General features: G+C 44.9%; 13 protein-coding genes. 9 read left to right on the top strand and 4 right to left on the bottom strand.

Annotated elements, in window-relative coordinates; genetic code table 11:
* Positions 1-91: 91 nt before the first annotated feature.
* Both J3A84_RS00860 and J3A84_RS00855 read left to right on the top strand, forming a co-directional pair.
* The gene (locus J3A84_RS00860) at positions 92-313 is read left to right on the top strand and encodes a PC4/YdbC family ssDNA-binding protein (protein ID WP_207598107.1); all 222 of its coding nucleotides are present in this window, start codon (positions 92-94) and stop codon (positions 311-313) included.
* Between the two features lie 236 nt (positions 314-549).
* Positions 550-1404, top strand: coding sequence for a PhzF family phenazine biosynthesis protein (locus J3A84_RS00855; protein WP_207598106.1), 855 nt, complete (start codon positions 550-552; stop codon positions 1402-1404).
* Between the two features lie 46 nt (positions 1405-1450).
* Here J3A84_RS00855 and J3A84_RS00850 read toward each other — a convergent pair whose 3' ends face one another.
* Genes J3A84_RS00850 through J3A84_RS00840 form a run of 3 tightly spaced genes read right to left on the bottom strand, consistent with a single transcriptional unit; the run spans position 1451 to position 4330 of the window.
* A complete protein-coding gene (locus J3A84_RS00850; protein WP_207598105.1) occupies positions 1451-2116 on the bottom strand; it encodes a DUF6320 domain-containing protein in 666 nt (221 codons plus the stop codon).
* A 14-nt stretch (positions 2117-2130) separates the two neighbouring features.
* Positions 2131-3399: a condensation domain-containing protein gene (locus J3A84_RS00845; protein WP_207598104.1), complete on the bottom strand. Its 1269-nt coding sequence runs from the start codon at positions 3397-3399 to the stop codon at positions 2131-2133.
* A 19-nt stretch (positions 3400-3418) separates the two neighbouring features.
* On the bottom strand, positions 3419-4330 hold the full coding sequence (locus tag J3A84_RS00840; protein ID WP_207598103.1) for an alpha/beta hydrolase: 912 nt from the start codon (positions 4328-4330) through the stop codon (positions 3419-3421).
* A gap of 180 nt (positions 4331-4510) precedes the next feature.
* Here J3A84_RS00840 and J3A84_RS00835 point away from each other — a divergent pair, with 180 nt between their 5' ends.
* The 7 genes from J3A84_RS00835 to J3A84_RS00805 all read left to right on the top strand — a co-directional run bounded on the left by J3A84_RS00835 (position 4511) and on the right by J3A84_RS00805 (position 10943).
* Positions 4511-5701: a coenzyme F420-0:L-glutamate ligase gene (locus tag J3A84_RS00835; RefSeq protein ID WP_207598102.1), complete on the top strand. Its 1191-nt coding sequence runs from the start codon at positions 4511-4513 to the stop codon at positions 5699-5701.
* Positions 5702-5725: 24 nt separating this feature from the next.
* Entirely contained in the window at positions 5726-6418 is a 693-nt protein-coding gene (locus J3A84_RS00830; protein WP_207598101.1) for a Crp/Fnr family transcriptional regulator, read from the top strand.
* 187 nt (positions 6419-6605) lie between these two features.
* A complete protein-coding gene (locus tag J3A84_RS00825; protein ID WP_207598100.1) occupies positions 6606-7826 on the top strand; it encodes an ABC transporter substrate-binding protein in 1221 nt (406 codons plus the stop codon).
* A 1-nt stretch (position 7827) separates the two neighbouring features.
* The gene (locus tag J3A84_RS00820) at positions 7828-8529 is read left to right on the top strand and encodes a GTP-binding protein (RefSeq protein WP_207598099.1); all 702 of its coding nucleotides are present in this window, start codon (positions 7828-7830) and stop codon (positions 8527-8529) included.
* Positions 8522-9544 (top strand): ATP-binding cassette domain-containing protein, encoded by a 1023-nt coding sequence (locus J3A84_RS00815; protein WP_207598098.1) that lies wholly within the window; start codon positions 8522-8524, stop codon positions 9542-9544. The genes J3A84_RS00820 and J3A84_RS00815 overlap by 8 nt, the downstream gene beginning before the upstream one ends.
* A gap of 5 nt (positions 9545-9549) precedes the next feature.
* Positions 9550-9792 carry a hypothetical protein gene (locus tag J3A84_RS00810; protein ID WP_207598097.1) on the top strand — a complete coding sequence of 81 codons (243 nt, stop codon included), beginning with the start codon at positions 9550-9552 and terminating at the stop codon, positions 9790-9792.
* 167 nt (positions 9793-9959) lie between these two features.
* Complete coding sequence (locus J3A84_RS00805; RefSeq protein ID WP_207598096.1) at positions 9960-10943, top strand: helix-turn-helix transcriptional regulator; 984 nt, start codon at positions 9960-9962, stop codon at positions 10941-10943.
* 48 nt (positions 10944-10991) lie between these two features.
* Here the strand turns inward: J3A84_RS00805 and J3A84_RS00800 are convergent, their stop codons facing one another.
* Positions 10992-12599: an amidohydrolase gene (locus J3A84_RS00800; protein WP_207598095.1), complete on the bottom strand. Its 1608-nt coding sequence runs from the start codon at positions 12597-12599 to the stop codon at positions 10992-10994.
* Positions 12600-12826: the final 227 nt, after the last annotated feature.

Here is a 12826-nt window from a genome sequence, read left to right as displayed (position 1 = left end):
GCTCAGGAGACTGAGGCGAAAGCATACAGGAAGAAGCAGTAAAAGTCTCGATATGGATAGTTGTCCATATTTTGAGTAGCAGATGATGTCTGTGGCAGATATTAAGTATGAAATTCTGGAGAAGATCGGTGAAATTTCTGTATCACCTAAAGGGTGGACGAAGGAACTGAATCTGATCAGCTGGAATGACAGACCAGGTAAATTCGATATTCGTGAATGGGATCCTGAACATGAAAAAATGGCGAAGGGAATCACTCTATCCAAGGAAGAAGCCTTGAAATTAAGGGAACTTCTGAACAAGATTGATTTCTGACTGCATCAGTATGTCAGGGTGAGTGATCAAGGTGAAGGAATTCATCCTGATTACTGTAAAATCCGAAATTGATGATGGAGAAGAGGCTACGCAATTTCCAGACAGTGTGCTTAGATGGCACACTGTTTTTTAAGGAAAAATGGAAATCCGGTTCAAATTGAAAGCCTTCTGCGTTAAGATGAAAGAGACAGGGGATTTATAGTTTCATATGATTAATGAAGAAGGAAGTGATGGCTATGATAGAAGTTTATACTACAAATTCTTTTGCAGAAGAAACGGGTGGGGGCAATCCTGCAGCAGTAGTTCTAGAAGCGGACTCTTTTTCTGAACAAAAAATGCAGGAAATCGCACAGAAAATCGGATTCTCCGAAACAGCATTTGTCATGCGTTCCAGTAAGGCGGATCGAAAAGTGAGATACTTTACACCTGTACGAGAAGTTGATTTATGCGGGCACGCGACCATCGCGGTGTTTTCTCTGTTAAGAGATCTGAATATCTTAGCCTCGGGGCAGTATAGACTGGAAACCGTTCAGGAAGAGCTGCATATCGAGATCAGCCCTGACAGCGTGATGATGGAACTCTCCAGACCGATTTTCTTTGAATACGCAGATCCGATAGTAGTTTCTGATTCACTGAATATTGATGCAGAAGATCTTTTGCCTGAGCATCTTCCGCAGTTTGTCTCCACCGGATTAAAGGATCTGATCATACCTGTCAGAACGAAAGCTGTTCTAGATCAGATCAGACCGGATTTTGATAAAATCACCCATCTATCCGATCGTCATGATGCAGAGGGATATCATCTGTTTGCTATGGATGAGGAGAAAGTGACTGCGTATACAAGGAATTTTGCGCCATCTCTGGGAATCAGCGAAGAGTCTGCGACAGGTACTGCCAGTGGTGCTCTTGCAGCTTATCTCCATAGATATGGACTGATATCTGATAATGAATCTGCCTCTCTGGTATTTTTGCAAGGGGAAGCAATGGGGCGTTCATCAATAATCAGAGCATCCATCGAAGAAAGACAAGGGGAAATCAGGAGAATCTTTGTGGGTGGGAGTATCAGAGATACGAAGAAGATCCATCTTTGAATTGAATGACTGCATGAAAAATCACCATGGAATTTCCATGGTGATTTCATATATGAAATCTCTTTTCGATTTCAGATTTGATGCTGCTCCCCTGAAGGATGAAAATTGCGGAAAGAAAGATAAAGCTGACCGCGATGCTGATAATGGAGGGATATTCCACTGTAACCCAGTCAAAAAGGAGAAACAGGATCGGAATAAAACCGAAAAGCGCAGACATGAAGGCATAGGTGATATAGTCTCTGTTTCCCAGCTTCATGATCACTGCTATGGAGTACATGAGAAGCAGTGCGGTAATACAGAGAAGGGGGATCACGTAATTCAGCGACCACCCACGCCATCCGGTATTCCAGTCCCAGAAGACAGACAGGAGCGAAATGATAGCCACCTGCCAGACGATCTTCTTGGGAATATGGAATCTTTTCTGAACAAGAAAAATCATATCAAGCCAGATGCTGAGCAGTCCCAGAAGAAGCAGTAGGGGCCAGTTTAATTCTGTGGGGAAGATGAAGTAGATGGTGAAACTGAACACTACCATGACAACGGAGACAAACAGGAGAATTCTCAGTGTCATATGACTTTTCAGGTAGGATGGAATCTGCGGAAATGATACAGCTGCTTCTCCTTCCTGAGGGGGCGGCAGTTTGTTTCCGCAGAGCGGGCAGGTGGTTCTGGTCTCAAGAACTTCAACATTGCAATGTGTACAGTGCTGCATGGGGTTCCTCCTTTCTACAGATTTGAAGAGATGCCGACCTGGATGCCTCTGCTGGTCAGAAATTCGAAATAGGTTCTCTGAAGATCGGTATCCTGATAGGGAGACGTGAAGCTCACCACCAGCTGATCCCGGTAAGAACACATGACTATCTGAGGTCGTCTTGCACTGACGAAGACACTGAACTTATGGATGTAGGGTTCAAATTCCTTCGGCATGATGATTCTTCCTACATTGGAGATGGAGGAGGTGATCTGACGATCCTTGATATGATTCGCGATTTTCAGAGCAATATCTTTCACAGGCAGCGGAATCACTCGAGCAAAAGGATTTTTCTCCAGAGACATGAGCTGGTCAAGATGATGGTTGACCTTGTCTCTGGTCAGTTCATTTTTGAAGCTTTCACTGACAGAATGAATGATATCCTGCAGCTCGTGACTCTCACGGGAGAAATCATATTGAATGTTCATGGTAGCGAAAAAATTTCGTGCAGTGTTTGATTCGAAGAACTGTCTCAGGTTTATGGGCACCTGTAGAACAACAGGATCTTTCCGCATCTTTGAGGGCATATCCTTGTTGATTGCATAGAAATAGAGTGCCGTCATGAAGACGGTCAAGGTTGTGTTGTATTCATGAGCCAGTTCAAGGACCTTCTTTACGGATAAGGTGCCTTCTATGAGCTTGGTACGATTCTCTTCCACCTTTGTACCCCTTAGCTGGTATGCTTTGACGGAAGGCGATTTGACCACATTCTCTGCTGCTCGTTTCTTGTAATAGGTTTTTTCGAAACTGTCGTCCATCTTCTGGCTCATGGATGCTTTATAGCGCAGTGTGGGAAAATCCTCCGGAAGATCATTTTTGTGTTTCAGCGTCATATAGTGATAGATGAGTGTTTCGAAAAACCAGTTAGCTCCAGCCCCATCACTTAATGCATGGAAGATCTCCACGCTGATTCTCTTTCTGAAATAGAACACTCTGAAGAGAAGGCTCTTTTCTTCTTTCAGATATAAAGGGGCGCAGATGGGTTTGGATTCTTCTTCCACAACAGGCTCCAGATCGCTGGATTCGAAATAATACCAGAATGCGCCTCTGCGTAGAATGGATCGATAAAGAGGAAAGCTGTCCAGGGTTGGTGACACCGCTTCCTGAAGGAGCTTCGGATCCACTTCCTCAGTCAGTTCGCAGTAAAGACGAAATACTTTCGTATCTCTGTTTGTGACGGTTGGCGGAAAGATTTTGGAAGCGTTGTCCAGTCTTCTCCATCTGATTTTTTTGTTCTCCTTCATGAATACACCTCGCTTTCTACTATTCGCTTAAGAACAGATTGATGATTTCAATGGTATGCTCCACAATATCCGAAGATAAGGGATTGTTCATGTAGCCGTGGAGCGCTTCCTTCATCTGAAAAATCCTCACTTCGTTCCCGAAGCTGCGCAGTCTTTTTCCGTAGGCTTCTCCTTCATCACGTAAAGGGTCATATTCCGAAGTGATGATCAGTGTTTTCGGTTGGGCGCTGAGATCGTCTGCAATGAGAGGAGCCACATAAGGTGTTTTGCGTGCGGCTTTAACGGGTACATAAAGATCCATGTAATCTTCGATTCTCTCTGCGGTGAGAATAAAATCTTCTCCATTCTCCTGAACGGATCGGAAAGGAGAATGAATGCTGTGATCGTGGTAGGTTGCCGGATAAATCAGGATCTGTCTTCGAGGCATGAATTCGCCTTTATCTCTGGCCATGAGGGAAACAACCGCAGCCAGATTTCCGCCTGCACTGTCTCCGATTAGGGTGATATCCTCAGGTGTAGCGCCGAGAAGTCCGATGTTCTGGAAAATCTCCTTAGCTGCTGTGTAGCAGTCCTGAAGTCCGATGGGATAAGGGTTTTCGGGTGCCAGAGCATAATCTACAGAAACGATGGTATGCCCTGTGGCTTCTGCCAGCGTGGCACAGACGGGTGTATAGGTATCAATATCACCTGTGACCCATCCTCCTCCGTGGAAGAAGATCATCACCTTGTCTTTTCTGTTCTCCTTAGGGATAAAAAGGCGTATGGGTATTTCACGATCTCCTGTCATCACTTTATGGTCAAAAGCTCTGTAGGGTACTCTGGGGGGTGGAGTGATGATTTTCTGAACTTTTCGAAACAGTTTGTAATTTTTTTTGATATTCATATCAATGCTGGATAAAGCTCTTAGTGTAATTCTTTTTAAAGGTTTCATAGAACACTCCTTCTTTGAGCTTAGTATACCTTATTCTTTGTAGTCATAGAAGAAAAATATCAGTATGGAAGAGGAAGGCTTAAAGAATGATGAATTGATTCCAAGGCAGAAAGAAGGGTATAATGAGACAATGAAGATGGAACGCTTCTACACCTTATAATATTAACTGGAGGATAGATTATGGAAAGAATGATAGGAACAACTTCTAGAGGAATACGTGCACCAATCATAAGAGAAGGAGATGATATCGCATCGATCGTGGTGGAATCTGTTATAAAAGCTGCAGCTTCGGAGCAGATCGTCCTGAACGACAGAGATGTGGTCTCCGTGACGGAGGCAGTTGTGGCAAGAGCGCAGGGGAACTATGCATCTGTAGATGATATTGCAGAGGACGTGAAAAAGAAATTCCAGGATGAGACCATCGGGGTGATTTTTCCTATTCTGAGCAGAAACAGATTTTCACTGTGCCTGAAAGGGATAGCGAGGGGAGCGAGAAAAGTCGTTCTCATGCTGAGCTATCCATCAGATGAGGTGGGCAATGCGCTGGTCAGCCTGGACCAGCTGGATGAAAAGGGAGTGGATCCATATATGGATGTCCTGACGGAGGAGAAGTACAGATCCCTGTTCGGATATGAGAAACATACCTTCACCGGTGTGGATTACATTTCCTTCTACAAAAAGATTATTGAAGAAGAAGGATGCGAAGCGGAGGTGATTCTCGCAAATCAGCCTAATGCGATCCTTTCCTACACCAAGTCTGTACTGAACTGTGATATCCATTCAAGAGAACGGACAAAGAGACTTTTGAAAAGAGACGGTGCGGAAGTGGTGTTCAGCCTCAGTGATATTCTGAATTCATCCATGGATGGCAGTGGGTATAATAAGGAATATGGTCTGCTTGGAAGCAACAAGGCGACGGAAGAAACCTTGAAGCTCTTCCCGAGGGACGGTCAGGAGATCGTCGACAGAATTCAGAAGATGTTTAAAGAACAGACAGGCAAGGAGATTGAAGTCATGATCTATGGAGACGGTGCCTTCAAAGATCCTGTGGGTGGCATCTGGGAGCTGGCAGATCCGGTGGTATCGCCTGCGTACACGAAAGGCCTGGAAGGACAACCGAATGAGATCAAGCTGAAGTATATTGCGGACAATGAGTTTTCGCATCTGGAAGGGGAAGAGCTGAAGAAGGCAATCACCGAATATATCAGAAATAAAGGAGAGAATCTATTCGGAGACATGACCGCTGAAGGGACAACACCTAGAAGAATTACTGATCTACTGGGCTCATTGAGTGACCTGACCTCAGGGAGTGGAGATAAGGGAACGCCGATCATACTGATTCAGGGTTATTTTGACAGCTATGCCAAATAGCAGATTCTAAAAGGAAGGATGCATATGGTTGAATCTTATTTGAAGCTGCTCATGGAGAACCCGCTTTTTCGAGAAATGTCCAGAGACGAAATTGGAGAGATGCTAAGTGGCATGGGTGCTTATATTGCCTCCTATAGTAAAAATGAAACCATTACAGTGGAAAATGAAAAACTCCATGGAATCGGTATTGTCTTGAGAGGAATGGTGTCCATCGGTAAAGACACGTCCTCAGGAGACCGGCTCATGATGGCCAGGCTCAGTCAGGGTGATATTTTCGGGGAAGTGGCGGTATATACGGGAAGCCTCTGGACCGCCACGGTCCTGGCAGAAAAGGATGCAACCATTCTTTTCCTGCCTGCGGAAAAGCTGATGAACGCAGAGCAGATGAGCAGTAATGCAGCAAGCAGATTCACGCTGAATATGCTTTACATCATTGCGAAGAAAGCCCGTGCATTGAATGATAAGCTGGAACTGCTGTCGCTTAAGAGCATTCGAAGAAAAATATGTTTCTATCTTCTGAAACAGCATCAAAGCAGAAAACAGAGTGAGTTCATGGTGCCGCTGAGAAGAATAGAAATGGCGGAATATCTTCAAGTATCCAGACCTTCTCTTTCAAGAGAACTGATTCGTCTGAAAGAAGAAGGAATCATCGACTTTGAAGGAAGAAATTTCAAACTGATTGATATTGAAAGAATCTCAAAAGAACTGAAAAAATGAAGTCAAACCAATTGCCTCCTGAAGTATGCGTTCATGTGATACTTGGGAGGCTTTTTAACGAAGAAAGTGTGTGAGAATCATTATCAATATTTATAAATGGTATCCTGAGATACCGAATATTGAGGAAGAACATGCTACACTTGAAAGCGGTGGCAAAGTGCCAAGAAGTAATCGTGAGGAGAATACAATGGATAGAATAAATATCGATCATAAAGATTCCTTGTTTCAGGTAACTGAAAGCTACAAGGATGCACTGGATCTTCTGATCTCTTTGGGTTTCGACAATCTGAAAGATGAGGAGAGAAGAAGGACCCTCGGAAAACTCGTGACCATCGGAGATTCCCTTAAGTCCAAAGGAATCTCACTGAATGCATTCATCGAACAGCTGGAAGAAAGAACAGCTCTGTCAGAGGGATCAGTAAAAGGTGTTTCGAATCAGGAGGATACTGTCCATATGGCTGGCGTCCTACCATGTCCGGTGAGAGTTCCGCTGCTGGAAACCTTTGAAGAGTGGCATTCAAGTCAGAGTCTGGGATACCATCTGGAGTATGAGCTGAAAGCCGCCTCCATGGGAATCGGGTGGCTGGAGGAGTCTCTGAAAAGCGAAGAAATCGAAAAACTACCGGATGTATTCATTTCAGCAGGATTTGATATGTTCTTTGATAAGAAGCTTTTCGGAAAGTACAAATCCAGAGATCTGTTTGAAGATCTCATGGACTTCGAGCATTATAATGAAGATTTTGAGAGTGAATCTCTCCGCCTGAGAGATCCGAAGAAGCAGTATTCCATGATCGGGGTCGTGCCTGCGGTATTCCTGGTCAATGTGAAAGAGCTTGGGGACAGAAAGATGCCAAGAAGCTGGGAAGATGTGCTCAAGGATGAGTTTCGAAACAGCATCAGCCTGCCTGTGAGCGATTTTGATCTGTTCAATGCGATTCTTCTGAACATCTATAAAATATATGGGGATGAGGGCATTGTAAGGCTGGGCAGAAACATGCAGAGAAGCATGCATCCGTCGGAGATGGTCAAGTCACATGCGAAACTTCTGGAGAGACCTTCTGTAACCATCATGCCCTACTTCTTCACCAAGATGGTGAAAAAAGGAGGCCCCATGGAAGCGGTATGGCCGGAAGACGGTGCCATCATGAGCCCGATTTTTCTCCTTACAAAAAAAGAGAAGAAAGAAAAGCTCAAGCCCATTGTAGATTTCCTGTCATCAAAGGGTGTGGGAGAAATTCTTTCGCACAACGGAAGATTTCCAAGCACCAATCCAGAGGTGGATAACCGCATATCGAAAGAAAACGGGTACATGTGGCTTGGATGGGATTTCATAGAAGAGCACGACCTGACGCAGCTGATCAGGCGCTGCGAAGATCTTTTCAATCAGGCTATGAAAGGAGAGATTTAAAATGAACCTTGTGACTGTATCTGGACCTCCTTCCTCAGGGAAGACTTCTGTGATCCTGAAGACCATTGAAGCCATCAAGAGAAGAGCATTATCTGTCGGTGTGGTCAAGTTCGACTGTCTTTATACCGATGACGACATACTCTATGAGAAAGCAGGTATTCCTGTGATGAAGGGGCTATCAGGATCCTTATGTCCTGACCACTACTTCGCCAGTAACATTGAGGAAGTTGTGAAATGGGGCAGAAAAAAGGAGCTGAAGCTGCTTGTTACCGAGAGTGCGGGTCTTTGCAACAGATGCTCACCTTATATAAAGGGAGTGAAGTCCATCTGTGTCATCGATAACCTCAGTGGGATCAATACGCCAAAGAAGATCGGGCCTATGCTGAAGACCGCAGACATCGTCGTCATCACAAAGGGAGATATCGTTTCCCAGGCGGAAAGAGAAGTCTTCGCCTCCAGAGTCCATTCCGTGAATCCACAGGCAGTGATCATGTCAGTCAATGGACTCACAGGCCAGGGCGCCTATGAACTGAGTACGCTCTTATATGATGAAGAAGAGAATATAAAGAGTGTGAAGGGAATGGAACTGAAATTTCCGATGCCATCGGCGCTGTGCTCCTACTGTCTGGGTGAAACCAGGATCGGAGAAGAGTTTCAGATGGGAAATGTGAGAAAGATGAAGATGGGTGATATGGATGCATAAAAGTTATGAAAGAATAATCATCGGGGATCTTCTCCACAAGTATCCCTTTGCGGCAGGATATTTCGAGCAGAACAAGATGGATATAAAGGGACATGAAGATAAGACAGTGGAGGAATTCCTGGATCGTTACACGGATGAGGAACGGGAAGAGTGGGCCATCGACAAGGAGAAGATCACATCTGATCTGAATCACTATATTGAGCAGATGATTTCTTTTCTGGGTCTTGACAAGGATCGTGTGGACAGCATTACGATCCTGGCCGGAAGGGATAAAGCCGGTAATCCGGAGACTTTTGAAAAATTAACCATTCACAGCAGTGAGATCATATCCATCGTGGGCCCAACAGGCTCAGGCAAGAGCAGACTTCTTGCAGATATCGAGTGGGCAGCCAACAAGGATACACCCACGCAAAGAACTGTGCTCATCAATGGGGAGCTTCCTGATAAAAGCCTCAGATACTCCACAAGCAACAAGCTGGTGGCACAGCTTTCCCAGAATATGAATTTCGTCATGGATCTTAGCGTAGGTGAGTTCATTGAGCTCCATGCCAGAAGCAGAATGGTGGAGAATATTGAAGAAATGACACAGCGTATCATTGATGCCGCAAATGATCTGGCCGGAGAGAAATTCGATCTGGAAACTCCGATCACAGGACTCAGCGGAGGACAGTCAAGAGCGCTCATGATTGCAGACACAGCCATTTTGAGCACATCTCCCATTGTCCTCATCGATGAGATCGAAAATGCCGGGATCGATCGTAAAAGAGCACTGAACCTTCTTGTCAGTGAAGAAAAAATCGTGCTCATGGCGACCCATGATCCGAGTCTTGCATTGATTGCAGACAAACGGATCATCATAAAAAATGGCGGGATTCATAAAGTCATGGAAACAAGAGCAGAAGAAAAATCGATTCTGTCTGAACTGGAAAAAATGGATCTGATCATCAGTAAAATGAGATCCAGTCTCAGAAATGGCGAAGTGCTGAATCATAAATATATTAAAGGAGAGGTATAGTAATTATGCATGAAGGATGTAGCGGAAGCTTTAAGAACGGAGAGGAAGTTGTAGCAAAGGTCAGACATATGGGTTTTTCTGAGCAGATGATGCCCATGCCTATGGAAATCAGCTGTGTGGAATGCGCAAAGGAATTTGAAATGAGTACCTTTGAAGACCAGTGTCCGCATTGCGGCATGGTGTATGGAGTCACTCCATGCCATGCCTTCGATCCGGAAAACATCAAAGCCGCTGGGATCGGCTACTGATATAACGCGAGAGGAAAGTCCGCAGAGAAATCTGTGGACTTTCTCATTTTCCGGCTGTGTTCTTCTGGGAGGTTATTTATCTGAATCTGCAGCTTTTTAACCTCATTCGATCAGATATCTGATACACTATAGATAATATAGCAATCATTTTCACGTAAGGAGGAATTATGGCAAAGAATGGAAGTCATAAACTGAAAATATTGTATCTGATGAAAATGTTTCTGGAACAGACCGATGAAGAGCACAGCATAGGCATTGCAGATATCATCAGAGAACTGGAAAATTACGGTATTTCTGCAGAGCGTAAATCCATCTATGCGGATATTGATACTCTTAAAGTGTTTGGACTGGACATCAGCAAGAAAAAGTCAAAGTCCACGGAATACTATCTTGCCAGCAGAGAGTTCGAGCTGCCTGAACTGAAGCTGCTGGTGGATGCGGTGCAGTGTTCGAAATTCGTGACCCATAAGAAAAGCAATGAGCTGATCAAGAAGATTGAGAGTCTGACGAGCAAGAAGCAGGCCATGACGCTGCAGAGACAGGTTTATGTGGCGAATCGCGCAAAATCCATCAATGAAAACATCTATTACAATGTGGACAAGCTCCATCAGGCTATTGCAGACAACAGAAAAGTTTCCTTTCAGTACTTTGACTATAATCTGGACAAAGAGAAAGTTTTCAGAAAAGACGGAGAAAGATATGTCATCAGTCCCTATTCACTGTCATGGGATGATGAGAATTACTATGTCATCGCCTATTATAAGAAGCATGATAACTTTGTTCACTACAGGGTGGACCGCATGAGCAGTATCGAGCTCATGGATGACATGAGAGATCTATTGAATGAAGATACGGTTTTCAATGTAGCGGAATATGCCAAACAGACCTTCAACATGTTCAATGGTGTGGATGAGGTGGTCTGGCTGGAGTTTGACAACGATCTGGTGAATCAGGTGCTGGATCGATTCGGTGCGGATATCAGCATCCAGAAGGAAACGGAAGAAACCTTTTCCATAAGGACCAGGGTCAAGGTGAGTAGTACGTTCTTTTCCTGGGTTGCACAGTATGGAAAGAAAGCAAGAATCATGCAGCCGCAGCATGTACGGGATGAATTCACAGATTTTCTCGCTGAAATACTCAAACAGTACTAGATTAGATAGGAGAAGAAGGCATCTGGCAAGATGCCTTCTTCTCCTATCTCAGCAGTCTTTTCTGCTGTCATAGCGGATCTGTCCATTTACGATGGTCATGTGCACTTTGATGTCTTTGATTCTGTCTGCGGGGACATCGAAATAAGGCTCTTCAAGAACCACAAGATCCGCATAGTAGCCCGGAAGGAGTCTGCCTTTCCTGTTTTCTTCCAAACTCATATAGGCACTGTTTGCTGTGATGTTATCCAGTGCGGTGTATCTGTCCACAGCTTCTTTCGTGTTGTATCCTTTCGGCGGGAAAAGAGTTAGGTCCTGTCTGTTTACCGCGCAGTGCAGGTTTTCCATCACCTGGAAATTTTCAATGGGCGCATCACTGCTGTAGGCGACCCTTATGCCGAGTTTTTCCATAGTCGCAAAAGCATAGGAGGACTCAGCAAGACTTTTCCCCACACGATCTTCGACGATATGCAGATCGTAATGGAGGAAGATGGGCTGTGCATAAACCATAAGGTTCAGTTTTCTGATTCGCTCAAGAAGAGTCTGGTCCGTGATCTGCACATGAATCAGTCCATGTCTGTTCCTGTTGTCCCTGATCACTTTCTCATAGGCATCCAGCACGCGCTCCAGAGCACCATCTCCGATGACATGGATGGCCGTCTGGATTCCATGGTCTTCGGCGGTACGGATCATGGACTCGAGAAGCTCCTGGGACATGGTGGGGATTCCACGGGTGGATGGGTCGTCTGCATAAGGCTTTCTGAGGTAGGCGGTCCGAGCTCCAAGGGAACCATCTGCAAACATCTTCAGTAGTCCATACTTCAGAAAGGGGCTTTCACTGCGGTTAAATCCCGATTCGAGTCTTTTTCTGAAGGTTTTCACATCCTTGGCGTAAATCTGATGATAGATTCGGATGCACGGATTCTCTTGTGCAAACCTTCTGTACGCTTCTTCCACCACTTCCGCTTCGGGATTGTCCAGCCAGATGTCATTGACCTGGACGGAGGTGATTCCATAGGAGAGCGCTTTCTCAGCGGCAGCTCGTATGTGATGCAGGGCACTGTCTATGGACTCTTCTTCATAAAGCACGTCCAAAAGCCGTATGGCGTTTTCTCTGAATACCCCATTGGGCACACCATCCGCAGCTGCATCGATCTGTCCACCTTCAATGGAAGGAGGCGGGGTGGAAAGATTCAGCTTTTCCAGTGCCGCTGAATTCACCACAGCAAGATGAGAGCAGGTTCTGGTGAAAATGATGGGAATATCGCGAGATATCCGGTCAAGATCATCTCTTGTGGGCAGTCTTTTCTCGGTGAAATAATCCTGATTGAAGCCTCTTCCGGTGAGGGTCTTCAGATTTTTCCCCTGCTTTTCCAGAAAGGCTGCGCTTCGGGTGATCATTTCCTCTATGGATGCGGATCCATAGAGGTTGACAGTGGACAGCGCCACTCCAGCCTGATAAAAATGAAGATGGGCATCATTGAAACCAGGGACAACGGTTTTTCCGTCAAGGTCCATGATTTCAGAAGGTTTAAGTGTGTTTTCCTCCAGAAGCGCCTTGCTTCCGGAAGAAATGATATATCCGTTTTCCATATAAAGAGCATCCGTGAAGAGATTGCGCTTCTGGTAGATTTTTCCGTTTTTCAGCAGCAGTTTCATATTTCCTCCGTCTGATTCTGATTTTGTATGTATGATCACATGAAATTTCAGATTGAACAGCCTAATTTTATCATGAAATCAGATCTGTTTCAGAAAAACTTCTGATGATGAATCTGTACATAGACAGGTCAAATTTGTATCTGAAAGGGTATAGCTTTTCGACATCTATGGTATACTGGGAGTATCGTTAATTATCAGAAAGTGCGAATTATTTGGCATCTGGAGGA

This window comes from Proteiniclasticum aestuarii (assembly GCF_017368455.1).
Taxonomy (GTDB): domain Bacteria; phylum Bacillota; class Clostridia; order Clostridiales; family Clostridiaceae; genus Proteiniclasticum; species Proteiniclasticum aestuarii.
Note: the sequence above shows the minus strand (reverse complement) of the source record. Positions and strands in the feature narration are given on the sequence as shown.